The organism is Synechococcus elongatus PCC 11801, from assembly GCF_003846445.2.
In the GTDB taxonomy this organism is placed as follows: Bacteria; Cyanobacteriota; Cyanobacteriia; order Synechococcales; family Synechococcaceae; genus Synechococcus; species Synechococcus elongatus_A.
The window spans coordinates 2200894-2224222 of the sequence record NZ_CP030139.2; the positions used below are offsets into that span (position 1 = coordinate 2200894).

The following is a 23329-nucleotide window of genomic DNA, read 5'->3' on the forward strand; positions in this document are numbered from 1 at the left end:
TTCTAGGAGCCTCGACCATGTCGCTGTTCAGTCGCCTTCGTGTTTCGGTTTACGGTTCGGCTCTGTTGGCTGCTAGTGGTGCTGTCTGCATCGGAGTTTCAGCGGAACATGCCCGAGCTTTTCCTTGGCAGGACAGTCCTAAGGTCGTGCTCGACCAAGCTTGGCAGTTGATCGACCGCGAATATGTCGACCCGACTTTCAATCGCCAAGATTGGCAGGCTGTGCGGCGCGAACTACTCAGTCGCAACTATGGCTCCAGTGAAGAAGCCTATGCAGCCTTGAGATCGGCTCTGCGTCGCCTTGATGATCCCTACACGCGTTTCCTGCCGCCCGAACAATTCAAAACTTTGACGGAGCAAACAGCTGGCGAATCCTCGGGCATTGGCATTGAGATTGTGCCCGACAGCAAAGATAGTCGTCCGCAGATTCGGGCCATTCTGGATAATTCACCAGCGAGCCAAAGCGATCTCCGTGTCGGCGATCGCATTTTGTCAGTCAACGATGAATCCACGCGTGAGCTGACCTTAGATGAAGTCAGAAACCGGCTGCAGGGCAGTGTCGGGAGTGAACTGAGTCTTAAACTGCAGCGGGGCGATCGCATCTTTTCAGTCAAACTAGTCCGCGCCCAAATTGAAATTCCCAGTGTCAACGCAGAACTTCGGCAACATGGCGGGCGGGCTGTTGGCTACATCCAGCTCAAGGAGTTTACGGCTCATGCGGCCCGTGAAATGCGGACAGCCATCCGCGACCTTGACGACAAAGGTGTCGATTCCTATGTGCTGGATCTGCGAGGCAACCCGGGTGGACTGCTCTACTCCAGCATCGAAATTGCCCGCATGTGGCTGAACAATGGCGCAATCGTCAAAACTGTCGATCGCAATGGCAAATCAGAGACGATCAACGCCAATAACAGTGCCCTGACCAACAAACCCCTCGCAGTCTTGGTCGATCAGAACTCTGCTAGCTCCAGCGAAATCCTCGTTGGCGCTCTGAAAGACAACAATCGAGCCGTGGTCATTGGCCGTCAGACCTTCGGAAAAGCGCTCGTGCAATCTGTGCATACCCTTGCCGATGGCTCGGGCTTAGCGGTGACAGTTGCCCACTATTACACGCCCAATGGCACTGATCTGGGCAATCGCGGCATTCAGCCGGATGTCGAAGTCCGGCTTAACCAACGGCAGCAAGCCCTGCAGCGTAGTGATCCCAGCTTCCTCGGCTCCAACCAAGATCCCACCTATGGGCAAGCGATCGCGACCTTGGAGCGCCGGACTGCAGAGACGACTCCCACGCCAGCCGTGCCTTCGCAGTTGAGCCAGCGTCCCAGCGAGATCCAGCCTTGAGCGACTTGCTGGCCGATCCCCGCTATCACGAGGGGATCGCGCTCTTTAATCAGCGGCAATTCTACGCCTGTCACGACATCTTCGAAGCCCTCTGGCATGAGGCGATCGAGCCCGATCGCACCTTTTTGCAAGGTATTTTGCAAATTGCGGTGGGACTACATCATCTTTCGAACCTGAACCGGCGCGGTGCTACGATTCTGCTTGGGGAAGGGGGTGCCCGACTGCAGGACTATCAGCCGGACTATGCTGCGGTTGATGTCAGCGACCTAATGGCTCACAGTGAACCAATTCTGCAATCCCTACAAGCCCTGCCTGACGGGGATTCTGGTGAAGCGATCGCGATCGGTTTGGGACTGCGCCCAGGGAACGCGCCCAACCTGAGCTGTCCTCGGCTCCGTCTACAAACGAGCGGGGTATGATTGGGGCGATCGTGCCCGTGTGACAAGGACGACAGCAATGACAGCGGCAATTCGGCGACTGTTTTGGGGTGTGAGCCTGCTTGCGGCGATCGCGCCTGCAAGCTGGAGCTTTGCGCAAACGCCGAGTAGTCCTGCGCCCGCTCAGCAAGATCAAAGCCTCACGCTGCTGTCAGACATTCAAGAAGCTAACTCTAAAACCGGCGTTGTTACTGCTCGTGGCAACGTGGTGATTCTCTATCCTGCCCGTCAACTGCGGGCGACAGCCGCTCAAGCCCAGTATTTCTCACGGGAGCGACGCATTATCTTGACCGGTAATGTCTACGTCCAGCAGGAAGGGGGCAACTCGCTGCGGGGCGAAACGGTGACCTATTTGATCGAAACCGGCAAGTTTGTTGCCCTGCCCACTCCCCAAGGACAGGTGCAATCGATCTATAACCTCGATAGTGCTGAGTCTCCCTAGGTCACCGCTGGCCCATAAGATGAGAACGTTTGCCGAGTACCGCTGCGATCGCTGTGAAGATTCGCTTAGAAAATGTACGGAAGTCCTACGGCAAGCGCCTGATTGTGAACCGCGTCAGCTTGTCTGTTGCCCAAGGTGAGGTCGTTGGCCTGCTGGGCCCCAATGGTGCTGGCAAAACCACAACGTTCTATATGACCACCGGCCTTGAACGGCCCGATGAAGGGCATGTCTGGCTGGATGACACTGAACTCACCCGTCTGCCCATGACCCAACGGGCGCGGCTGGGGATTGGCTATTTGGCCCAAGAGGCCAGTATTTTTCGGCATCTGACAGTACTAGAGAATTTACTGCTAGTTCTGCAGCAGACCGGTATTCGTGGCAAACAACAACGCCAGCGCGTGGAACAGTTGCTGAGTGAATTTCGCCTCGAAAAGGTGGCGCATACCCAAGGAATTCGTGTCTCCGGTGGCGAGCGTCGCCGCACTGAGATTGCCCGCGCCTTAGCCGTCGGGTCCCAAGGACCAAAATTTCTGCTGCTGGATGAGCCCTTTGCGGGAATTGACCCGATCGCGGTTGCCGAAGTGCAAGACATCATTGCTCGACTGCGCGATCAACAGATGGGGATTTTGATCACTGACCATAACGTGCGCGAGACGCTGAAGATTACCGATCGCGCTTACATTCTTCGGGATGGAGAAATTCTGGCCGCTGGTTCCGCCGAGGAGTTAGCAGCCAATCCCCTTGTCCGCCAATATTATTTGGGTGAAGACTTCGTTTTCTAGCCCTCACCGCGATCGCGACTACCCTGCGCAGCATGCCCGTAGGATGGACTAGCGCAGCAGACGGCGCCTCCCAGCGAACCGCTACACTTGGCAGCATGACTACTCCAGATCTCAGTCTTGCGGCACCGCCAACCCGGTCTAAGCCGAGCTTTCGACTGCCTTGGTGGGATCGAATCTCGATCATGGACCGCTACATCCTGCGGGAGATGTTGGGGCCCTTTCTGTTTGGGGTCGGAGCCTTCACCTCCGTTGGGCTTTCCATTGGTGTTGTCTTTGAGCTGGTGCGGCAAGTCACCGAAGCTGGGCTCCCCCTTGCGGTTGCCGGTCAGGTCTTTTTGCTGAAAATGCCAGACTTTCTAGTCTTGGCATTTCCGATGTCGATGCTGCTGTCAGCTTTGATGGCCTACAACCGGCTGTCGAGCGACAGTGAACTGATTGCACTGCGCAGCTGTGGCATCAGCAGCTACCGGTTTATTTTGCCGGGGATCCTGATGAGTATTGTGGTCACGGGTATTACCTTTGCTTTTTATGAGTCCGTGGTGCCGGCCGCCAACTTTCAGGCGCAAGTGACGCTGCAAACAGCGCTCAACCAGACGCGGCCTCAGCTCGAAGAAAAAAACAACATTGTCTATCAGCAATTCGATCGTGAAACCTCGGAACTAGCACGGATCTTCTATGCCCGCCGCTACGATGGCGAGCGGATGCGAGGTCTGACGATTCTGGATTTTACCCGTGGGGAACTGAGTCAGATCATCTCTGCGGAGACAGGGGTTTGGCATCCCGAGGATCAACTCTGGGAGTTTCGGGACGGCACTATCTACGGCGTTGCTCCAGATGGTTCCTACAGCGGTATCGCTACTTTCAAGTCACAGGAGTTCACGATTCCAGAGACACCGCTCAGTATCGCCAGCCAAAGCCGCGACGAGACTCAGATGAATGCAACGCAAATCTGGCAATATTTGCGCGTTCTTCGCCAGACCAATAACACTGCTGATATTCGCAAGTGGGAAGTACGCTTGCAGCAGAAATTGGCATTACCTTTCGTCTGTATCGCCTTTGGATTGATTGGTGCGAGTTTGGGAACTGCACCTAACCAACGCACGGGCCGTGCGACGGGCTTTGGTATCAGCGTGCTGATTATCTTTTCCTACTACCTCCTTGCCTTTGTCACCGGCGCTCTGGGCATCAATGGCACATTGCCGACGATTCTGGCAGGCTGGTTCCCGTGGCTCTTGGGGATGGGTGTGGGGATTTACCTACTGCGTCAAACGGCACGCTAGCGACCACCAGCCCTTAGGATCAAAAACAACTGCGACGCCAATGCCATGAACCTGGTCAGTCTTCAGAACAGTCTGGATAACGCGACGTTTGCCGTGTTATTACCTACGTTGCTCTGCTACTGGACGGCAGTGGCTTTCCCGAATCTCAAAGCACTACCAGCGATCGGGACGGCTGGCATGGCGATCGCGAATCTCTGCATGGCAGCTCTCCTTGGTGCGCGCTGGATTGAAGCAGGCTACTTCCCGATCAGCAACCTGTATGAGTCACTCTTCTTTTTGGCTTGGGGACTGACGGCGGTTCATCTGCTGGCCGAAAAGCTAAGCGGCAGCCGCTTAGTGGGTGCGGCGACCTCACCGCTGGCACTTGGAATCGTGGCTTTTGCTGCTTTCACGCTGCCGACCGACATGCGGCAGGCTGAGCCGCTGGTGCCGGCGCTGAAATCGAACTGGCTGATGATGCATGTCAGCGTGATGATGGTTAGCTACGCCGCATTGCTCGTGGGTTCGCTGCTGAGCGTGGCTTTTCTGGTCGTGACCCGTGGGCAGGCGATCGAATTGCGGGGCAGTTCCGTCGGCACGGGCAGTTTCCGGCAGGTCAAGCTCAATCGAGCCAGTGAACTCGCGATCGCTTCTGCAGAGTCTGCTGGTAATGGGGGCACGGCAGTCCTTGAGAAACCTGTTCTTCAACTTGCGCCTGAACAGCTCAGCTTGGCCGACACCCTCGACAACGTCAGCTATCGCGTCATTGGTCTAGGCTTCCCGCTGCTGACGATCGGGATTATCGCCGGTGCGGTTTGGGCGAATGAAGCCTGGGGTTCCTATTGGAGCTGGGATCCGAAAGAGACATGGGCTTTGATCACTTGGTTGGTGTTTGCCGCCTACCTGCACGCTCGCATTACCCGCGGTTGGCAGGGTCGCCGTCCAGCGGTTTTAGCAACGATCGGTTTTGGCGTGGTCTGGGTCTGCTATTTGGGTGTGAACTTGCTTGGTAAGGGCTTGCACAGTTACGGTTGGTTCTTCTAACCCAGACAGACGTTGCCGACATGTCCGATCGCGCTCCTGAACAGGCTGTTTTTTGTGACTTTGACGGCACGATCACCACAGAAGACACCTTTATCCGCGTCCTCGAAGCTTTTGCTCCCGAAGCTTGGGCAGCAGTATGCGAAGACCTCTTTGCCTTCCGGATCAGCCTGCGCCAGAGTATTCGCCAAGTGATGGCGACGATTCCCTGCGATCGCCTACCGGAGATGCAGTCCTTGGTCGCAACCTATCCGGTGCGACCTGGCTTTGTGGAACTGCTGGATGAGTTGGAAGCGCGATCGATTCCCTTCTACGTGGTCTCGGGTGGCCTGCGGTGTTTAGTGGAAGCAGTCTTGCACCCTTGGCGATCGCGTCTGGCTGGTCTCTATGCAGCTGAAGTTGATACCAGCGGTCCCACGATTCAGGTCTATTCACACTTCGAATCTGACCAAGAGTTAGTCGCCAAAGTCCAAGTTCTTGATAAGGTCGGGGCTTCTCAGGCGATCGCGATCGGTGACTCGATCACCGACGTGAATTTAGGCATGGCTGCCGATTTGGTGTTTGCGCGTCCTCACCTTGCAGACTATTTGCGCGATCGCAACAAGGCTTCAATCCCGTGGGATACCTTCCACGATGTTCGTCAGGAGCTGCAGCGCCACTGGTCACACTAGCGGGGCTTGCAGTACTGATTGAGTAGCCGTTGCACCTCTGTGAGGCGATCGCTGCGGGCTTGGACTGCGTAGGCTTCGGCTTCAAGCTGTTGACGGCGAGGGTCGCGGTAGCGCAAAAAGGCTCGTCGCACTTGGGGTGGCGGATCGTAGGGTAGCCCCAGCACCCGCAGCTGAGTGCGACCCGCACAAAACTGAGCTGCATGAACAGCTTCGTGGACTAGGGTCGCTTCAGCAATTCCCAGTTCAAAGACGACGGGATTGATTACAATCAGGCGTTCAGCTGGTGCTAGGTAGCCGTAGAGTCCATCTTGTCTAGGGCGTTGTAGGCGCACTTGAAAGCCAAAGCGAGTCAGAGATTGGACTAGGGGTTGAAGGCTAGCGGGCCAAGGTAACGCGATCGCGGGCTGAGGCAGCAACGAGAGTCCTGCGATCGCGATCGCCAGCTTCAGGTTTGCAAGTCGTCCCATGCAGATTCCTGCTGCGCCTCACTCGCTGGCAGACTAGCGCATCCCGGGCAGAAAACCGGTCGTCAACCGTCGAATTACCCGCGTGGCAATATCGCTGTAATCCAGCTCACCCACAAGGATTTGTGCCATCCTCTGGGGTGCCGTTGGGCGCTTAATCCCGATTTGATAGCCGAGATTAGGAACGCGATAGAAGACGCTGGAAATCCGTTTCGCCCAAGCCATACTGTCGCCCCACTCCTGCTGGATGGTGCGGCTATAGCCAGCCAGTGCCTTGCTCTCACCCGCGATCGCGCGATCGATAGCCTCAGCTGCCCGCATACCACTGAGCAGTGCCGGACGAATCCCTTCAGCTGTGAAGGGATCAGTCAGAGATGCTGCTTCGCCCACGAGCAGAGCAGAGCCTCGGTGGAGCGGCTGGGATCCATCCCAAATGCAGAGCGGGTGGGGAAGAATGCGATCGAGATCCGCACTTAGACCAAAGCCGTCGAGATAAGTAGCGAGCAGTCCGCGAAAGTCGGTTTCTTCGTTGCCGCGAAAGGTGCCAATCCCAATCGAGTAGCCGTCAGATTTAGGAAAGACCCAGATGTAACCGTTCCGGACAAGCCCGAACTCAAAGTGAGCCGTGCTATCGGGGCGCTCAGTTAGCGGAATATCCAGCTCGCAGGCCTGGGCATAGCGGCGCTTTTGACTCGGGAAGCCCAACCATTGCGCCAGCGATCCCTTGGCGCCATCCGCTGCGATCAAATAGCGACAGCGATAGGCGCGATCGCCCAAGGAAACCAACCATCCATCTCCTTCAGCCGAGACTGCCGTGACGGTTGCGCCATCTTCCACTCGCGCCCCGAGGTTAGCCGCTTGCTCCACTAAAAAGTGATCGAAGCGATCGCGCCGCACCATCCAGAATGGTTCAGCACTCGGTAGTTCAGCCTCAACAGGATCGCCGAGCTTCCAAGTAAACCGCAGGCGATCGACGCCGTGATCGACCACCGATCGCAAATCGCAATCGAACCAGCGGGCGACTTGGGGCGAAACTCCACCAGCACAGGCTTTTAGCCGTGGCAACTTAGCTTGCTCTAACAGGAGCACTTGGCGATCGCGTCGCGCCAAATGATAGGCCGCACTGCCGCCTGCAGGACCAGCCCCAACAACAATGCAGTCCAGCATGACGGCTTAAACCGTCATAATGTCTTTTTCTTTTTCGCTCAGCAGTTGCTCAACTTTGGCTGAGAACTTATCGGTGAGCTTTTGGACTTGATCCTGTTGATCTCGGGCGTCATCTTCTGAGATTTCGCCATTCTTTTCCAGCTTGCGAATACTGTCGATCGCATCGCGGCGCACGTTCCGAATCGCGACCTTGCCTTCTTCAGCGTATTTCGCAGCCAGTTTCACCAGTTCCTTCCGGCGATCGCTGGTCAACGGCGGGATATTGAGGCGAATTGTTTGACCGTCATTGTTGGGCGTGAGGCCAATATCCGATAGTGAAATTGCTTTTTCAATCGCACCGACACTACTGCGATCGAAGGGCTGAATTTGTAGCGTTGAAGCATCAGGAGTGCTGATAGAAGCCAACGACTTCAGAGGTGTTTCACTGCCGTAGTAGTCGACAACAATTTTGTCGAGGAGAGACGCATTAGCTCGGCCCGTACGAATGGTATTGAAGGACCGCAGTGTCGCCTCCACCGACTTCTGCATGGTGCTTTCAACGTCAGCTAACTTCACAGGAACCTCCCACAGTCGTACCAATGTTTTCGCCTTGGACAGCGCGGCGGATGTTGCCCTCGCCAAACAGGTCGAAAACTACAATCGGAATATTATTATCTTTGCAAAGCGCGATCGCCGTACTATCCATCACGCCTAGCTCGTGATTGAGGACGTAGTTATAGTTCAGCGTCGTAAAACGCCGCGCTTGCGGGTTAAGTTTCGGATCAGAATCGTAAACGCCATCAACCTTGGTGGCTTTGAAGACCACATCAGCGTTGATCTCTGCTGCCCGTAGGGCTGCTGTTGTATCCGTCGTGAAGAAGGGATTGCCGGTGCCGGAGCCGAAGATCACGACGCGGCCTTTTTCAAGGTGACGGATCGCACGGCGACGAATGTAAGGTTCAGCCACTTCTTGCATGGCGATCGCAGTCTGCACCCGCGTCGGCACCTTAAGCTGCTCTAGCGCATCCTGCAGGGTGATGGCATTCATCACGGTGGCAATCATGCCGACATAGTCTGCTGTCGCCCGCTCCATGCCCGCGGCAGCACCTTTGATACCCCGAAAGATATTGCCGCCACCAACCACGATCGCGACTTGAAAGCCCTCTTGGACCACTGTGGCGATTTCCTGCGCAATGCGCTGCACCACAGCGGGATCAATGCCGTAGGTCGCGTCGCCCATCAAGGCTTCGCCACTCAGTTTGAGAAGAACGCGTTTATAGGCCATGCCCACACTTGACTGGGGTCGATGCCTCACCAGCCCCACTAACGATAGCAGTCACCGCGATCGCAACTAAAGCCACAGATGTCAGGAGGGGATCCGCCCTTTGGTAGACTCAACTGTTGGAATCCCTAGAAGCAATCATCCGTAAGGAGTCAGGTAGGCGTGGAGAAGACGATCGGTCTCGAGATTATTGAAGTTGTCGAGCAGGCAGCGATCGCCTCGGCCCGCCTGATGGGCAAAGGCGAAAAAAATGAAGCCGATCGCGTCGCGGTGGAAGCGATGCGGGTGCGGATGAACCAAGTCGAAATGCTCGGCCGCATCGTCATCGGTGAAGGCGAACGTGACGAAGCACCGATGCTCTACATCGGGGAAGAAGTCGGCATCTACCGCGATGCAGACAAGCGAGCCGGTGTCCCTGCTGGCAAGCTGGTGGAAATCGACATCGCTGTTGACCCCTGCGAAGGCACCAACCTCTGCGCCTACGGTCAGCCTGGCTCGATGGCGGTCTTGGCCATCTCCGAGAAAGGTGGTCTGTTTGCCGCTCCTGACTTCTACATGAAGAAACTGGCTGCGCCCCCAGCAGCCAAAGGCAAAGTGGACATCAACAAGTCCGCCACCGAGAACCTGAAAATTCTGTCGGAATGCCTCGATCGCGCCATCGATGAGCTGGTGGTTGTGGTCATGGATCGTCCTCGCCACAAAGAGCTGATCCAAGAGATCCGCCAAGCCGGTGCTCGCGTCCGTCTGATCAGCGACGGTGACGTTTCGGCCGCCATCTCCTGCGGTTTTTCTGGCACCAACACCCACGCCTTGATGGGCATCGGTGCAGCTCCCGAGGGCGTGATTTCGGCAGCAGCAATGCGTTGCCTCGGCGGTCACTTCCAAGGTCAATTGATCTACGACCCGGAAGTTGTCAAAACCGGTCTGATCGGTGAAAGCCGCGAGAGCAACATCGCGCGTCTGCAAGAAATGGGCATCACCGATCCCGATCGCGTTTATGACGCTGAAGAACTGGCTTCGGGTCAAGAAGTGCTGTTCGCTGCTTGCGGTATCACCTCGGGCTTGCTGATGGAAGGCGTGCGCTTCTTCAAAGGCGGCGCTCGCACTCAAAGCTTGGTGATCTCCAGCCAGTCGCGCACTGCTCGTTTTGTCGACACGATTCACATGTTCGACGATGTCAAAACGGTTAGCCTCCGTTAATTCCTGATCCCAAATGGCGGCCGGAGCGGTAGAACGGGTATAGCTCGATCGCTTCGGCCGTTGTTTTTCAGCGACTCCATTGGCGATCGCTTTTCAAAATTCTTTAGTCAACCTTCTTTAAACGCCCCTCATGCATCTCGCAGTTGTCGGCCTCAGCCATCGGACAGCACCGGTTGCCGTGCGCGAGAAGCTGAGCATTCCTGAACAGCAAGTTGAAGCCGCGATTCAGCAGCTCAAAAGTTATCCGCACATTGAAGAGGTGGCGATCCTCAGCACTTGCAACCGCCTCGAAATCTACTGTGTCACCCGCGCCACCGAACCCGGCGTGCGCGAGATCACTCAATTTCTGTCTGAGCACAGCCACCTGCCCCTAGCGGAGTTGCGGCCTCACCTGTTTGTCCTGCTTCATCAAGATGCGGTGATGCACCTGATGCGGGTGGCAGCGGGTCTCGACAGTTTGGTGCTGGGAGAAGGCCAGATTCTGTCCCAAGTCAAAACCATGTACAAGCTGGGGCAGCAGTACGAAGGTGTCGGTCGCATTCTCAATCGCCTGCTCAAGCAAGCAGTGACGGCAGGCAAGCGCGTCCGCACTGAAACCAGTATTGGCACTGGCGCTGTTTCGATCAGCTCTGCTGCGGTGGAACTAGCGCAGCTCAAGGTCATGGCACGGGGCGATCGCAATGATGGCAACCTCGCGGGCCAGCGAGTACTGATTCTCGGTGCAGGCAAAATGTCGCGCCTGTTGGTGCAGCACCTGATCGCCAAAGGAGCCGACACGATTCAGATCCTCAACCGCACCTTGGGACGGGCCGAAGAATTGGCCAAACAGTACGGTGGCGATCTGCAAATTCAGGTCGGGTTGCTCTCGGGCTTGATGGGAGCGATCGTTGAGGCCGATATTGTCTTCACCAGTACCTCCTCTACCGATCCAATTCTCGATCGCGCCAAGCTAGAGATGGTGCTGGCGCCCGAACAACAGCTGATGCTGATCGATATTGCGGTGCCGCGGAACGTGGCAGCCGATGTGGTCGAGCTGACGGCGGTTGAGTCCTACAACGTCGATGACCTCCGCGAGGTTGTGGCGCAAAACCAAGAGAGTCGCCGCAAGCTGGCTGAAGAAGCAGAAGCACTTTTGGAAGAAGAGGTCGACGCCTTCGACAACTGGTGGCAGTCCCTCGATACGGTGCCGACGATTAACTGCCTGCGGGACAAGATTGAGATGATTCGCGAGCAAGAGCTAGAAAAAGCCCTGTCGCGACTCGGCACGGAATTTGGCGACAAGCACCAAGCGGTGGTGGAAGCGCTAACCCGCGGCATCGTCAACAAAATCCTGCATGACCCGATGGTGCAGCTGCGATCGCAGCAGGATATCGAAGCCCGCCGTCGTGCTGTGGATGCCCTGCAAATGTTGTTCAACCTCGACCCACAGGAACAGTTGAGCAGCTGATGGTGGTTGAGTGGCTCAAATTCGCCGTTCCTGAAGCTGAACAAGCGGCTTTTCTGGCTGCCGATGCGGCAATTTGGACGCCCCTTCTCAGTCACTATCCGGGTTACTTGCGCAAAGAAATCTGGCGGGATCCCGGCGATCGCGATCGGGTTGTGCTCGTCATTCACTGGCAAAGTCGCGAGCAGTGGAAGAGTATTCCTGAGGATGTGTTGATCGAGGGCGATCGCCGGTTTCAGGAACAGCTTGGCCGTGAATATCCGATCGTCGAAGCCCAAGAATTTGCGATCGTTCCCCAGCCTGAACCCTAACCATGGCCACAATTGCTGAACTCGAAACCGATCGCTTACGCCTGCGGGCATGGCAAGAGAGCGATCGCGAGCCCTTTGCGGCACTCAATGCCGATCCCTTGGTGATGGAGCATTTTCCTGCCTGCCTGAGTCGGGCCGAGAGTGATGCCTTCATCGATCGCATCGAAGCGCATTGGCAGCAGTTGGGATTTGGCCTCTGGGCGGTTGAACAAAAGAGCGATCGCGCCTTCATTGGGTTTATTGGCCTGAAGCAAGTCCCCTTTGAAGCTGCATTTACACCGGCCATTGAAATTGGTTGGCGACTCGCACAACTCTACTGGGGGCAAGGGCTGGCGTCTGAAGGAGCAAAGGCTGCCCTGCAATTTGGCTTTGAGCAGCTTCAGCTCGAAACAATCGTCAGCTTTACCGCTGTCTGTAACCAGCGATCGCAGCGGTTAATGCAACGGCTGGGGCTACAACCCGTTGGGACGTTCGAGCATCCGGCATTGCCAGAGGGCGATCGCCTGCGGACGCATGTCTTGTATCGGGGCGATCGCCAGCAATGGTCGGCTGGCCTTCTAGGCTAGAGGGAAACGATCAGCCAGAAACCAATGCGCGTTTTAGTTGTGGGTGCCACCGGTCGCACGGGGCGATGTGTTGTCGAAACGGCGATCGCAGCCGGACATCAGGTGCGGGCGCTGGTGCGGAGTGCCAATCCCCAGCCACCCTTACCCGAGGGCGTGGAAGTCGTGGTGGGTAACCTTGGCGATCGCGCCAGTTTGGAGGCAGCACTCACCGGTATGGACGCCGTGATCTCAGCTGCTGGGGCTACACCCAACCTCGATCCCCTCGGTCCCTTCAAGGTTGACTATCTAGGAACAACTCAGCTGATTGATCTGGCCGGTGCCGCCGGCATTCAGCGCTTTGTCTTGGTCAGCTCGCTCTGTGTGTCGCAGTTGCTGCACCCGCTCAACCTGTTTTGGCTGGTGCTGTTCTGGAAGCGCCGCGCTGAGCACTACCTCCAATCCAGCGGCCTGTCCTACACGATCGTGCGTCCTGGCGGTCTACGTAGCGATCGCACAAGGGTTCCCCTCAAACTAACGGGGCCGGATCAGCTCCTTGAAGGCAGTCTGCCGCGCCTCCAAGTGGCGGAAGTCGCAGTCGAAGCCTTGACCAATCCAGCCGCCGCGAATCGAATTGTCGAAATTGTGGGTGACGCTAGCCTGCCCGAGCGATCGCCCGCTGAGCTGCTCAGTGCTTAACCCGCCACGATGGGTAAACGTCGTCTCCTTGGGCTTGCGATCGGCAGCACGGCGATCGGACTCTTAGGCTATTGGGCCGGAACGGAACTGCTGCGCGAGCCTAGCTTGGCAGAGATCTATCCGGGGCCGTGGCAAACCCAACCATTAGCGGAGTTGGATAGTAGCTTGAGCCGCTACACCGTCCCGAACTGCAAACCCTACCGCTACCGCGCCAACCAGCTTGACCCTGAAATTGGGGAATACCTGGTCGCTTGCCCAGCCGAAGGAGGACAACCGCCACTGGCTTACTTGGTGCAGTTGCCGTTGCAAAAAGTCGTCAGTGGCCCATTTCCGCTTGACCCGGCCCTAGCGGCGGCTCCCTAACCCATCTCGCGATCGCTTTGTCGGAGTTTTCCGGCGAGGAATGACAGATCAGCAGCGTCCGACGGGTATTCCAAGGAAGTTCGCTGAGGATGTCCGGATGGATGCAAGTTTGCTGCTGCGTCAGATCACGACTGGTTATTGGGGATCACAGGCGCTCTACGTCGCAGCGAAGTTAGGCCTTGCCGATCAACTGGTGGATGGCCCGCGATCTTGTGATGATCTGGCGATCGCCGTTGGGGCTAAGGCGGATGTTCTTTACCGACTGCTGCGGGCTCTTGCCAGCCTAGGCATTTTCACTGAGGTTAGCGATCGCCAGTTTGCCCTGACACCGGCTGCCGAACTGCTGCGATCGGGCACGACGGAATCGGTGCGTCATCTCGTGATCATGTTTGGCGAAGAGCATTACGTGGCTTGGGGTGAGCTGCTGCATAGTGTCCAGACTGGTGAGAATGCCTTTGAGCATCACTATGGTGCGCCGGTGTTTGCCTACTACGCGCAGCACCCTGCGCCAGCAGCCATTTTCAATGGCGCGATGTCCGATATCTCGCGACAAGATACGGCTGCCGTGATTGCCGCTTATGACTTTCAAGGAATTCGCTGTCTGGTAGACGTGGGTGGCGGACATGGCCAACTGCTGACTCAGATCTTGGCGGCCTATCCTGAACTGACGGGCATTCTCTTTGACCAACCGGCAGTGGTCGCGGGTGCTGACAGCGTTTTAGCAGACTGGAGCGATCGCATTCAGATCAGCGGCGGCGATTTCTTTGAGGCTGTACCTGCCGGTGGCGATGCCTACCTGCTTAAGCACATCATTCATGACTGGGATGATGCTGACTCCCGCAAGATTCTGGCGAATTGTCGTCAGGTGATGCAGCCAGGCGATCGCCTATTGCTGGTGGAACAGGTCGTACAGCCGGGCAACACGATCAATGTCGCCAAGTGGCTCGACCTGAACATGTTGGTGATGACCCAGGGTGGCCGCGAACGTACCCAAGCAGAGTTCGCAACACTCCTGTCTGAATCCGGTTTCCAGCTCAAGCAGATTCACACCACTGCCAGCGAAGTCTGCATCATCGAAGGCTACGCGAGTTGAATCCTTGAGAGCCAATTACGGGCTCTGAATGGTTGCGACAAACTGCTCGATCCGCTGTTGATAACTCCCCAGTGTTTGTTCGACCCAGTGATGGTCTTGGGCATTGGCATAGAGATGAATCAGCGGGTAACTGGCATCTGGCAGGACGAGCAGCCATTGATCACTGCGATCGCCATGAATCCGCAAGCCTTCCTGGAAATTGAGGCGATCGGGATGATGGCTTTCGAGGAGTTGCCGCATCAGCGTTCCTAACAGATTGCGCGGGCAGCTCAGGGTTAGGTGGCGATGGGCAATACTCGGCAGCGACTCTACCCACTGGGACAGCGATCGCGACTGGCGATCGAGCCCTTCCATGAGGCGAGCAATGCCAAACATGGCATCAAAACCGGCGTGCAGCTCTGGGAAAATAAAGCCCAACTCGCCGCTGCCGCCGAGGATGACGTCCGGTAGATTGCGGCAGGCAGCCATCAACGCCGTTGGTGTGGGTCGGCAGCGATGAACCCGCCCCTGATAGCGCCAAGCTGCTTGTTCCACAGCGCTGGAGCTGGTCATTGGCACCACCACGGTGCCCCCGGGCCGCCGCAACCAGCAAATTTCTGCCATCAAAACCGTCAACTGCTCTTGGTCCAGCGCCACGCCCTGCTCATCCACCAGCGTGAAACGCTCACCATTGGCTGCCACTTGTACGCCACAGTTCGCTTTAATCGCGCTGACGACTTGCCCCATCTGGGCCAGCAGGGACTGGCGTTCGATCTCTGTGGGCGGTTGCTGACGCAGGCTGGCATTGAGCACTACGGCATCACAGCCAAATTCACTCAGCAGCAACGGCAGCACGGCTCCCGATACGGCATAGGCGTAGTCGATCACGATGCGGTTGGGCGATCGCAGCAGTAAATCCCGATCGAGGCGATCGCAAAAGAGTTGGCGGTAGAGCGGCAGGGTTTCGCTGACAGTAATCATCGTGCCCAGATCCTGCATCGGGACGCGGCGCAGATCCTCTTGGAAGAAGGCAGCTTCAATCCGCCGCTCCAAAGCGCGATCGACGGTCAAGCCCTCGCGATCCAAAAACTCGATCAGGACATGGGTGGGCCAGAGGGGATCGAGACGGACGTGAATGCCGCCCACCACCGGCAGCCGCGCCAGCATCGAACGGGCGATCGGCACCGCTGCGGCTTCGAGATTCCGAATCGTGATGCCTGCGGACATCAAGCCAGCGATCAGCGATCGCGTCACCATTTGCGAAATACTGCGCTGGTCCCGCGAGACCGTGACACTGCTACCGGGCGGCAGGGTTGAGCCGTAGGCGACTCCGAGCTTGACGGCAAACTCCGGCGTGATATCGACGTTGGCGATGCCGCGCACGCCCCCATCACTAAATAGGCGACGGCGGGCACTGGTCGCCCAAATTAGATTGAGGTTGACGATCGCCCCAGCTTCAACTTGTTTGCGCGGCCAAATCCGCACTTCGGCCTGCACTTGCGCTTCTTCTTGAAGACGACAGCCGCTGCCAATGACCGCGCCCTCGTGAATTTGCACATGGCGTTCCAGCCGCACCCCATCCGCCAGCACACAGCCCTCTAAGTGCGATCGCTGCCCAATTTGAACCCGATTCCAAATGACCGCGCGATCGAGGCAAGCACCGGCCTCGACTCGGCTTTCATCGCCAATGACGGTACCCGCTTTGAGCTGAACCTCTTCGCCAATCTGACAGTGGCGACCAATCCAGAGCGGCGGTTCGAGCTGCGCACTACTCGCGATCGTGCTGCCTTCCCCCACATAGATGCCGGGCTGCCATTCCACATGATCGGCTTGCAGTTGTACCCGCCCTAGCAAGGCATCCAGTTGCGCTCGCTGATAGGCCTGCCGATTGCCGATGTCGCACCAGTAGCCCTGATCCACGTAGCCTGTCACCACTTCTCCAGCCGCGAGCAAGCGGGGCAGAAGATGGGTCGCAAAGTCCGAGGGCTCATCCAGCGGCAGATAATCCAAGGCCTCGGGCTCCAGGATGTAGAAGCCACTGTTGACGGTGTCGGAGATTAATTCGCTAGCGTCCGGTTTTTCAATCAGACGAATGATCCGTTGCTGGCGATCGCAGACAACGCAGCCAAATTCCAGCGGCTGATCGACCGTCGCCAAAATCACCGTGGCAATGGCCTGCTGCTGTCGATGCCAAGCCAAGGCCGCCGTTAGGTCAAAGTCGCTCAGGCAGTCGCCACTGGCAACCAAAAAGGTTTCTCGCAGCTGACCGGCCAGATTTTTAACACTGCCTGCTGTTCCCAAGGGGCGATCGGCCTCGAGGACGTAGCGCAGGTCAACCCCCCAGTCCTGACCTTGCTGAAAATACTGCTGAATCGTCTCGGGATGATAGTAGAGGGTCGCCAGAATTTCTTGATAGCCGTGACGTTGGAGTAACTGCAGAATGTGGGCCGCGATCGGGCGATTGAGGATCGGCACCATCGGTTTGGGGCGATCGCAGGTCAAAGGCCGCAACCGCGTTCCCAATCCACCCGCCAGTAAAACAGCACGCATCGTCTCTGCCGTCTTTTTTGGCAAGATGCCCGCAATGAGGCAAAAATCCTATGATCGGGGCAAGACCAGAGAAAAATTGCAATGACCGGCTTGCTCTACCTTGGGTTGATTGTTTACCTCCTCGGCGCTTGGCGGTTCTGGGTGGGCTTTGGAAAAACCCACTTCAGTCATAACCGTGCTCTTTTGACGCTGCTCTGGCCGCTGCTGTTAGTCAGTCAGTCCTTCCGCCAGAACTTCCGTCGCGCCCTCAAGGGTTAGGGTCATGGCGATCGCAGATCCTTGGCAAGACCGCTGGCAGACCGTTGCTCGTCGCTACAGCCGCGAGTATCGGCGCGAAGACCAACCGCTCCCGGATGACCTCGAGTCGTTGGCGATCGTCCAAACCTGGCGCGCGGGTCATCTCCAGAACCAGATTGCTTCTCCCTTCTGGGAACTGGTGCAACCCAGCAAAGGCCAAACTTGGCTGGATTTAGGCTGTGGCCTCAGCTTTTTGGTCTATCCTTGGCGCGATTGGCAGGCTAGCTTTTCAGGACAAGATATTTGCCCCGAAGCTTGCGAAATCCTGCGGCAGCGGGGGCCTCAGCTCAACTCCAAACTGTTCAAGGGCTGCCGCCTCGCCCCTGCCCACCAACTCGACTACTCTGATCGCAGCTTCGATGGCGCGATTGCCACGGGAGTCAGTGCCTACTATCCGCTCGACTACTGGGCTGAAGTCCTGACCGCAGTCCAAAAGGTGCTCAAGCCGGGTGGTCATTTCCTGTTTGATGTTGTGAATCCGGAAGCAGCGATCGCTGAAGACTGGGCCATTCTTGAGACCTATCTTGGGGCACCCGTGGAATTAATTGATCTTGACCAATGGCGACAACTCTGCCGCGATCGCGGAGCCCGCATCCGGGCAGAACTCCCTGGTCCTCTCTTCCATCTGCTGCGCATTGATTGGCCGAAAGCCTAAGTCGCATGACGTGAACATCAAAATTAACCTGCAGTTGCGGGTTTCAATAGATGCAACAAATTGCTCAACTTACAGTTGATACACTCCGAGTGGTGGCTTTGTCTGACTGCATCACTGTCTAAACCTTCAAGGTGAGAGAGGATCTTTGAGCATGACTCTTTCGCAGTAAAAATCGGCCAAATTTCACTCTGTTTCTGGAGTGAAATTACGCTTTTTGTTGACCAATAAACAGGCATAATCAACAAGTCAAAATTTGAGTAATAGTAATTGAATAAGTCTTAGAAATTATCGATTTTTGTTGTTATAAAAATAACTTTATAAAATCTTGTTTATTCTGCTATGATCTCAACTAGAAAGTCTCAAGATCAAGGCAATGTCAGCAATAATAGCTGAAATATTCTTTATCCTAGTTCTAGTTGTCGCTAATGGAGTCTTTTCTGGCTCGGAAATCTCTGTTGTTTCCTCTCGAAGAGTTCGCTTAGAGCAAATTGCGAAGCAAGGTAATCGTAGTGCCAATGCTGCAATTAGTCTTATCAATTCTCCAAATGACTTTCTGTCAGCTGTACAGATTGGGATTACGTTAATCGGCATTTTAAGTGGTGCTGTTGGTGGAGCAACTATTGCTCAAAGAATCAAACCCATCTTTGAGAGTATCCCTTCTTTGAAGTCTTATAGCGAAGGGCTTAGCGTTGTTGTCGTTGTCACGGTCATCACCTATCTTTCACTGGTCGTTGGAGAACTCGCTCCCAAACGCATTGCTCTGGGTAATCCTGAGAAATTTGCCTGCGCGATCGCTAGGCCAATGAAACTTCTGGCTCGCATCACGGCACCAATTGTCCATATCTTGGGTACCTCAACCGATGCACTCCTTAAAGTTATGGGAGTTCAGGCTTCTGATGAACCTGAGATGACGGAAGAAGAGATTAAAGTTCTGATTCGACAAGGGGCACAGTCAGGCTTATTTGAAGAAACAGAACATAAAATGCTAGAGCGAGTCTTTCAGCTAGGCGATCGCCCCATTAGAGCGATGATGACTCCTCGCACTGAGATCGACTGGCTAGATATGGAGTCTTCTTTAGAAGAAAATATAGAATTAATTATGTCGAGCAGTCACTCTCGCTTCCCTGTCGGACAGGGTAGTTTAGACGACTGTGTTGGAATTATCCGAGGGAAGAACTTATTAGCGGCAAAACTAGCTGATCAATCTGTCAATATCGAAACGATTGTGCAGCCGCCTCTCTATGTTGCAGAGAATACTCGAGTCTTGAACGTCATCAGCCAATTTAAAAATACAGGAGTCCATATTGCTCTTGTGACTGATGAATATGGTGGGGTGGAAGGACTGGTAACCCTCAGTGACTTAATGGAGGCAATCGTTGGCTCTCTTCCCTCTGCTGAGCATCATGAGGAGCCCCTAGTTGTTCAACGAGAAGATGGATCTTGGCTGCTCGATGGATTTCTGGATATTCATGATTTTAAGAATTTAGTCAATCGTGAGCAATTACCAGAAGAAGAGACAAGTAAGTTTCATACTTTAGGTGGATTTGTCCTGAATCATCTAGGACGAGTTCCGGAGACTGGCGAGACTTTTACTTGGGAAAACTTGAGATTCGAAGTAGTTGATATGGATGGAGTTCGAATTGATAAAATTCTCATGATAATTGTTGATAAATCTGCATGACTCATGCAGCAATCGCTAATTTCTATATGACTGTCAAGTAGTAGCAAAGAAACGAGCCTGTTCTCTTCCTAAGGCAACTGAAGGATCGGTGAACGCCCTGCAGCCTCAGCGGAAAACTTGCTTGGACGACTCGCAGCCTTGTTGCTTGAGCCGGAGTAGCCTGCATTGCTTAGTCGACCGGCTGTTCCATCACGGCTTTGAGTTGTCCCATGTTTTGGATAGTCTGAGCTTTTATCGTGAGAGACTCTTCTGCTTGAAAGCGATCGCAGTCCTGTTTTTCAATAGCCTTCCAGAGTCGATAGGCTTCAGAGTTATAGCTTTGTAAATATAAGTAAGATGTTGCAACCAGCTCAGCTTGAGCACAAATTTGGGCTAAATCTCCTTGCTGAAGAGCAATTTCATACTCTTTTTCTGCATTAAGAATGACTTGCGGTTGAACATTGTCTAGATTTTTCACGGGTCGGAAGACTGCAATGTCAGTTCTCGATTGATTGGAAGTGCAAGCTGTAGTTCCCAAGATGCACAAAACTGCAATCAAGTCCTTAAGCAGATGGTTAGGCAGAAACACAGGGTTCGGGCAAATTGGATACTGACTCGAAGACTATGAAAGTCAACGGTTAAAAACAGTCATGCTTGATACGGCATTGACTGGGCAATGACAAAGGATTGATGATGCCCTTGTTCGGCTGCGATCGCTGCTCAACTGGGTATTCATCAATCTGGCTGGCGATCCTCTACGGGCTGGGCTCAGGGAGATGTAGGCTTCTTCTCTCCATTTCTAGATACAGCAGCGCAGTTGTTTTTTCTGTTACTTGGCATGACTGCTGCTAGTTGTCATCCTGAGATAGCTACCCGTTTAGGGTAGACAACTGGGCGATCGCTGATTGGGTTCAGAGAGCAGCCGCGATCGCTTGGGTGACGGTTTCTAACACTTGCACGCGAGCAAAGCGCTTATCGTTGCCTGCAATTACCGTCCAAGGGGCGATCGCAGTACTCGTCCGCTGCAGCATTTGATTGACGGCCACTTCGTAGAGCGGCCACTTTTCACGGTTGCGCCAATCCTCATCCGTCAGTTTGTACTGTTTAAACGGACTGTTGCTGCGTTCTTCAAACCGCCTGAGTTGCTCATCAGCACTAATGTGCAGCCAAAACTTCACCAAGATGTAATCGCCAGTCACGAGCTGAGCTTCAAACTCATTGATCTCGCCATAGGCCCGTTGCCATTCGCGATCGCTCGCAAAACCTTCAATCCGTTCGACCAGTACGCGACCGTACCAGCTGCGATCGAAAATACCGATCGTGCCTCGTGCCGGTAAGCGTCGCCAAAAGCGCCAGAGGTAATGCTGCTGTTGCTCTTCGGTGTTGGGAGCACTAAAGGGATAGACCGCAAAGCTGCGCGGATCGAGTTGGCTGGTCAGGCGTTTGATTGCACCGCCTTTACCCGCTGCATCCCAGCCTTCAAACAGAATTAAAACCGGACGGCGATCGCGATCGAGCTGCCGTTGCAGTTTCAGCAAAGCCACTTGCGCTTCCCCCAAGCGGCGATGGTAATCGTCTTCGCTCAGTTGCTGGCTCAGATCTACCTTGGCGAGCCAGTCTGGTTCCATTGGGGCGAGCTGGGTTTGCGCTGGAAGGCTGGGTTCTGATGTGATCTGCTGCAGTTGCGCCTGTTCCAGCCGCGATCGCAGTGCTGCCGTAAGGGTGGTGAGGGACTTAATGCTGGCCCAGCGTCGGCAATCTGCTTCGATCAAAGTCCAAGGTGCTGCCCCCGTACTGCTGTAGATCAGCATCTCTTCCGCCAACTGACGATACTCGTCGTAGTGCTTAGCCTGTTGCCAGTCCTCCGGACGAATCCGCCAAGCGCGCAGTTCATCTTGGGCTGCTTTTTTAAGTCGCTTATTCAGCTTCTTTTTACTGACGTGCATCCATAGCTTGATGATCACAGCCCCATCGTCGTGCAACTGCCGTTCAAAGGCATTGATCTGCTGGATGGTCTGGGGGACTTGGGCTGGATCAATCCGAGTGAACAGCCGATCTTCCAGCACTCTCGTGTACCAACTGTGGTAGAAGATGCCGACTTTACCGTGAGGGGGAAGCCGTAGCCAAAACCTTCGCAGAAAAGGAAATTGCTGTTCTTGTTCTGTCGGTGGCCAGACCGGATGGACGATGAAGCCCCGTGGGTCCATGTATTCAACCAGACTGCGAACGTAGTCGCCCTTCCCCGATGCGGCCCAGCCTTCGAGGACAACAATGACGGGGATGCTCGCCTGCCAGCACTGCCGCTGTAGATTAGCCAAATCCAGCATTAGTCCTTCGACTTGCTGCTGATAGGCCTCCTTCGAGAGGCGATGGCTGAGATCTAAGCTTTCGAGCATCAGCAACCTGCTCCAACCGTTCTTCCCAAGCTGCCACAGTACAGCTGAGGGCTCGCCGAGCTTCAACCCAGCTTTAGGAGAGAACGCGATCGCTCAGCGACTAGGTGAGGTCTAGAAGTGTCTGTGTCAAAATGTGAAGCGTGAGAATTCTTGACAGCCTAGACTCAGCTTCAGGTCCCACTGCGATCGCGCTGGGCAACTTTGATGGCATCCACCTTGGGCATCAGCAGGTGATTGCCCCTGTGCAAGCAGTCCGTCATCCGCATCCCGACTGGACTCCGTCGGTGGTGACGTTTAACCCCCATCCCCAAGCGTTTTTCTCTGGCAATTACCTGCCCTCTCTGACGCCGACTGCTGAGAAAGCAGAATTGTTGGCTGGTCTGGGCATTGAGCAGCTGATCCTGTTGCCGTTTACTCGGGAGCTTGCCAACCTGACGCCCGAGCAATTTGTTGCTGATGTGCTCGTTGAGCAGCTGCAGGCACGACAGATCAGTGTGGGTCAGGATTTTCGGTTTGGCCGCGGCCGTAGCGGTTCTGCCCAAGATTTGCAGGCGATCGCCCAGCGTCAGGGCATTCCCACGACGATCGTGCCGCTGTTGAAGCACCGCGACCTCCGGATCAGTAGTTCTGCGATTCGCAAAGCACTTGACCAAGGCCAGCCAGACTTAGCAGCAGCTTGGTTGGGGCGTCCCTATCGCTTGGCGGGGTGTGTAGTTCCTGGGCAGCAACTCGGTCGGCAGATCGGGACGCCAACGGCTAACCTCCAGATTCCTGCAGATAAATTGCTGCCACGTTGGGGAGTCTATGCTGGTCGTGCCCATCTGCCCGAGCAAGGGTTCAGAGATTTACCAGCCGTGCTGAATATTGGTCAGAGACCTACCCTGAATGGCGATCGCACGATTAGCGTTGAGGTGCATCTGCTGGACTGGCAGGGCGATTGCTATGGTCAGCTTCTGCAAATTGATCTGCAATCCTTCTTACGACACGAGCAGAAATTTGACACGTTGACTGCTCTGACACAACAGATTCAGCAGGACTGCCGAACTGCGCGATCACAGCTCACAGCACAGCCCTCCAGCTTTGCATGACCTCAAGCGGCGGCTGGGACTGGGTTCAGGCAATCCAAGTCGAGTGGCAGCTCGGGACTCAGCTCGTGGCTCAATGGAACAGCCAGCCTAGCAGGTCATGGCTGTGAATCAGTAAATGTAAGACGGATTAGCAATGGTGCTGAACCGCTGCAATTTTGCGGTTCTGAACGACCTAAGGCAGACTAGAC

25 protein-coding genes are annotated in these 23329 nt (G+C 55.4%); 18 read left to right on the top strand and 7 right to left on the bottom strand.

The features are described from left to right. Positions 1-17 precede the first annotated feature (17 nt). From DOP62_RS10950 to DOP62_RS10980, 7 genes are all read left to right on the top strand, one after another. Positions 18-1340, top strand: a complete 1323-nt coding sequence (locus tag DOP62_RS10950; RefSeq protein WP_208674768.1) for a S41 family peptidase — start codon at positions 18-20, stop codon at positions 1338-1340. Beyond that, positions 1337-1759 carry a DUF309 domain-containing protein gene (locus DOP62_RS10955; protein ID WP_208674771.1) on the top strand — a complete coding sequence of 141 codons (423 nt, stop codon included), beginning with the start codon at positions 1337-1339 and terminating at the stop codon, positions 1757-1759. The genes DOP62_RS10950 and DOP62_RS10955 overlap by 4 nt, the downstream gene beginning before the upstream one ends. A 37-nt stretch (positions 1760-1796) precedes the next feature. Next, entirely contained in the window at positions 1797-2219 is a 423-nt protein-coding gene (locus DOP62_RS10960; RefSeq protein WP_208674773.1) for an LptA/OstA family protein, read from the top strand. A gap of 53 nt (positions 2220-2272) precedes the next feature. Further along, entirely contained in the window at positions 2273-3001 is a 729-nt protein-coding gene (lptB, locus tag DOP62_RS10965) for an LPS export ABC transporter ATP-binding protein (RefSeq protein ID WP_208676798.1), read from the top strand. Positions 3002-3096: 95 nt separating this feature from the next. After that, the gene (locus DOP62_RS10970) at positions 3097-4281 is read left to right on the top strand and encodes an LptF/LptG family permease (RefSeq protein WP_208674774.1); all 1185 of its coding nucleotides are present in this window, start codon (positions 3097-3099) and stop codon (positions 4279-4281) included. A 45-nt stretch (positions 4282-4326) separates the two neighbouring features. Further along, a complete protein-coding gene (gene ccsB, locus DOP62_RS10975; RefSeq protein WP_208674777.1) occupies positions 4327-5304 on the top strand; it encodes a c-type cytochrome biogenesis protein CcsB in 978 nt (325 codons plus the stop codon). Between the two features lie 20 nt (positions 5305-5324). Beyond that, entirely contained in the window at positions 5325-5972 is a 648-nt protein-coding gene (locus DOP62_RS10980) for an HAD-IB family phosphatase (RefSeq protein WP_208674779.1), read from the top strand. On the opposite strand, the gene DOP62_RS10985 is transcribed toward DOP62_RS10980, so the two are convergent. Genes DOP62_RS10985 through pyrH form a run of 4 tightly spaced genes read right to left on the bottom strand, consistent with a single transcriptional unit; the run spans position 5969 to position 8867 of the window. Then, on the bottom strand, positions 5969-6439 hold the full coding sequence (locus tag DOP62_RS10985; protein ID WP_208674781.1) for a hypothetical protein: 471 nt from the start codon (positions 6437-6439) through the stop codon (positions 5969-5971). The two genes, DOP62_RS10980 and DOP62_RS10985, sit on opposite strands and share 4 nt — an antisense overlap. Before the next feature lie 33 nt (positions 6440-6472). Next, complete coding sequence (locus tag DOP62_RS10990; protein ID WP_370538793.1) at positions 6473-7603, bottom strand: geranylgeranyl reductase family protein; 1131 nt, start codon at positions 7601-7603, stop codon at positions 6473-6475. A 6-nt stretch (positions 7604-7609) separates the two neighbouring features. Further along, positions 7610-8158, bottom strand: a complete 549-nt coding sequence (gene frr, locus DOP62_RS10995; RefSeq protein WP_208674783.1) for a ribosome recycling factor — start codon at positions 8156-8158, stop codon at positions 7610-7612. Next, a complete protein-coding gene (pyrH, locus tag DOP62_RS11000) occupies positions 8145-8867 on the bottom strand; it encodes a UMP kinase (protein ID WP_338429915.1) in 723 nt (240 codons plus the stop codon). Before pyrH ends, frr begins: the two co-directional genes overlap by 14 nt. Positions 8868-9026: 159 nt before the next feature. Here pyrH and glpX point away from each other — a divergent pair, with 159 nt between their 5' ends. From glpX to DOP62_RS11035, 7 genes are all read left to right on the top strand, one after another. Further along, on the top strand, positions 9027-10064 hold the full coding sequence (gene glpX, locus DOP62_RS11005) for a class II fructose-bisphosphatase (RefSeq protein ID WP_208674785.1): 1038 nt from the start codon (positions 9027-9029) through the stop codon (positions 10062-10064). A 130-nt stretch (positions 10065-10194) separates the two neighbouring features. Next, on the top strand, positions 10195-11511 hold the full coding sequence (locus DOP62_RS11010) for a glutamyl-tRNA reductase (protein WP_208674787.1): 1317 nt from the start codon (positions 10195-10197) through the stop codon (positions 11509-11511). Next, positions 11511-11819, top strand: a complete 309-nt coding sequence (locus DOP62_RS11015; RefSeq protein ID WP_208674790.1) for a TIGR03792 family protein — start codon at positions 11511-11513, stop codon at positions 11817-11819. The genes DOP62_RS11010 and DOP62_RS11015 overlap by 1 nt, the downstream gene beginning before the upstream one ends. Positions 11820-11821: 2 nt before the next feature. Beyond that, positions 11822-12385 carry a GNAT family N-acetyltransferase gene (locus tag DOP62_RS11020; protein WP_208674793.1) on the top strand — a complete coding sequence of 188 codons (564 nt, stop codon included), beginning with the start codon at positions 11822-11824 and terminating at the stop codon, positions 12383-12385. Between the two features lie 24 nt (positions 12386-12409). Next, positions 12410-13060, top strand: a complete 651-nt coding sequence (locus DOP62_RS11025) for an SDR family oxidoreductase (RefSeq protein ID WP_208674795.1) — start codon at positions 12410-12412, stop codon at positions 13058-13060. Between the two features lie 9 nt (positions 13061-13069). Next, on the top strand, positions 13070-13423 hold the full coding sequence (locus DOP62_RS11030) for a hypothetical protein (RefSeq protein WP_208674797.1): 354 nt from the start codon (positions 13070-13072) through the stop codon (positions 13421-13423). Positions 13424-13463: 40 nt separating this feature from the next. Further along, the gene (locus DOP62_RS11035) at positions 13464-14516 is read left to right on the top strand and encodes a methyltransferase (protein ID WP_222610259.1); all 1053 of its coding nucleotides are present in this window, start codon (positions 13464-13466) and stop codon (positions 14514-14516) included. Positions 14517-14531: 15 nt separating this feature from the next. Here DOP62_RS11035 and DOP62_RS11040 read toward each other — a convergent pair whose 3' ends face one another. Then, a complete protein-coding gene (locus DOP62_RS11040) occupies positions 14532-17045 on the bottom strand; it encodes a mannose-1-phosphate guanyltransferase (RefSeq protein ID WP_208674799.1) in 2514 nt (837 codons plus the stop codon). 81 nt (positions 17046-17126) lie between these two features. Between DOP62_RS11040 and DOP62_RS11045 the strand changes: the two genes are divergently transcribed. The 3 genes from DOP62_RS11045 (at position 17127) to DOP62_RS11055 (ending at position 19678) form a co-directional block, all read left to right on the top strand. Next, positions 17127-17303, top strand: coding sequence for a hypothetical protein (locus DOP62_RS11045; RefSeq protein ID WP_208674801.1), 177 nt, complete (start codon positions 17127-17129; stop codon positions 17301-17303). 4 nt (positions 17304-17307) lie between these two features. Next, complete coding sequence (locus DOP62_RS11050) at positions 17308-17997, top strand: class I SAM-dependent methyltransferase (RefSeq protein WP_208674803.1); 690 nt, start codon at positions 17308-17310, stop codon at positions 17995-17997. Between the two features lie 373 nt (positions 17998-18370). Continuing rightward, on the top strand, positions 18371-19678 hold the full coding sequence (locus DOP62_RS11055; RefSeq protein ID WP_208674805.1) for a hemolysin family protein: 1308 nt from the start codon (positions 18371-18373) through the stop codon (positions 19676-19678). Between the two features lie 169 nt (positions 19679-19847). Here DOP62_RS11055 and DOP62_RS11060 read toward each other — a convergent pair whose 3' ends face one another. Beyond that, entirely contained in the window at positions 19848-20246 is a 399-nt protein-coding gene (locus DOP62_RS11060; RefSeq protein ID WP_370538794.1) for a hypothetical protein, read from the bottom strand. Positions 20247-20568: 322 nt separating this feature from the next. Then, positions 20569-22053: a polyphosphate:AMP phosphotransferase gene (gene pap / locus DOP62_RS11065; RefSeq protein WP_370538795.1), complete on the bottom strand. Its 1485-nt coding sequence runs from the start codon at positions 22051-22053 to the stop codon at positions 20569-20571. Between the two features lie 140 nt (positions 22054-22193). Here pap and DOP62_RS11070 point away from each other — a divergent pair, with 140 nt between their 5' ends. Next, a complete protein-coding gene (locus DOP62_RS11070; RefSeq protein WP_208674808.1) occupies positions 22194-23141 on the top strand; it encodes a bifunctional riboflavin kinase/FAD synthetase in 948 nt (315 codons plus the stop codon). The last annotated feature ends 188 nt before the right edge of the window (positions 23142-23329 follow it).

Excerpts from the sequence above, each read along its gene's own strand:
- DOP62_RS10950 (WP_208674768.1), top strand. The coding sequence starts at position 18 with ATGTCGCTGTTCAGTCGCCTTCGTGTTTCGGTTTACGGTTCGGCTCTG.
- DOP62_RS10960 (WP_208674773.1), top strand. The coding sequence starts at position 1,797 with ATGACAGCGGCAATTCGGCGACTGTTTTGGGGTGTGAGCCTGCTTGCG.
- DOP62_RS10970 (WP_208674774.1), top strand. The coding sequence starts at position 3,097 with ATGACTACTCCAGATCTCAGTCTTGCGGCACCGCCAACCCGGTCTAAG.
- ccsB (WP_208674777.1), top strand. The coding sequence starts at position 4,327 with ATGAACCTGGTCAGTCTTCAGAACAGTCTGGATAACGCGACGTTTGCC.
- DOP62_RS10980 (WP_208674779.1), top strand. The coding sequence starts at position 5,325 with ATGTCCGATCGCGCTCCTGAACAGGCTGTTTTTTGTGACTTTGACGGC.
- DOP62_RS10985 (WP_208674781.1), bottom strand. The coding sequence starts at position 6,439 with ATGGGACGACTTGCAAACCTGAAGCTGGCGATCGCGATCGCAGGACTC.
- DOP62_RS10990 (WP_370538793.1), bottom strand. The coding sequence starts at position 7,603 with ATGCTGGACTGCATTGTTGTTGGGGCTGGTCCTGCAGGCGGCAGTGCG.
- pyrH (WP_338429915.1), bottom strand. The coding sequence starts at position 8,867 with ATGGCCTATAAACGCGTTCTTCTCAAACTGAGTGGCGAAGCCTTGATG.
- DOP62_RS11010 (WP_208674787.1), top strand. The coding sequence starts at position 10,195 with ATGCATCTCGCAGTTGTCGGCCTCAGCCATCGGACAGCACCGGTTGCC.
- DOP62_RS11015 (WP_208674790.1), top strand. The coding sequence starts at position 11,511 with ATGGTGGTTGAGTGGCTCAAATTCGCCGTTCCTGAAGCTGAACAAGCG.
- DOP62_RS11020 (WP_208674793.1), top strand. The coding sequence starts at position 11,822 with ATGGCCACAATTGCTGAACTCGAAACCGATCGCTTACGCCTGCGGGCA.
- DOP62_RS11025 (WP_208674795.1), top strand. The coding sequence starts at position 12,410 with ATGCGCGTTTTAGTTGTGGGTGCCACCGGTCGCACGGGGCGATGTGTT.
- DOP62_RS11030 (WP_208674797.1), top strand. The coding sequence starts at position 13,070 with ATGGGTAAACGTCGTCTCCTTGGGCTTGCGATCGGCAGCACGGCGATC.
- DOP62_RS11035 (WP_222610259.1), top strand. The coding sequence starts at position 13,464 with ATGACAGATCAGCAGCGTCCGACGGGTATTCCAAGGAAGTTCGCTGAG.
- DOP62_RS11040 (WP_208674799.1), bottom strand. The coding sequence starts at position 17,045 with ATGCGTGCTGTTTTACTGGCGGGTGGATTGGGAACGCGGTTGCGGCCT.
- DOP62_RS11045 (WP_208674801.1), top strand. The coding sequence starts at position 17,127 with ATGACCGGCTTGCTCTACCTTGGGTTGATTGTTTACCTCCTCGGCGCT.
- DOP62_RS11050 (WP_208674803.1), top strand. The coding sequence starts at position 17,308 with ATGGCGATCGCAGATCCTTGGCAAGACCGCTGGCAGACCGTTGCTCGT.
- DOP62_RS11055 (WP_208674805.1), top strand. The coding sequence starts at position 18,371 with ATGTCAGCAATAATAGCTGAAATATTCTTTATCCTAGTTCTAGTTGTC.
- pap (WP_370538795.1), bottom strand. The coding sequence starts at position 22,053 with ATGCTCGAAAGCTTAGATCTCAGCCATCGCCTCTCGAAGGAGGCCTAT.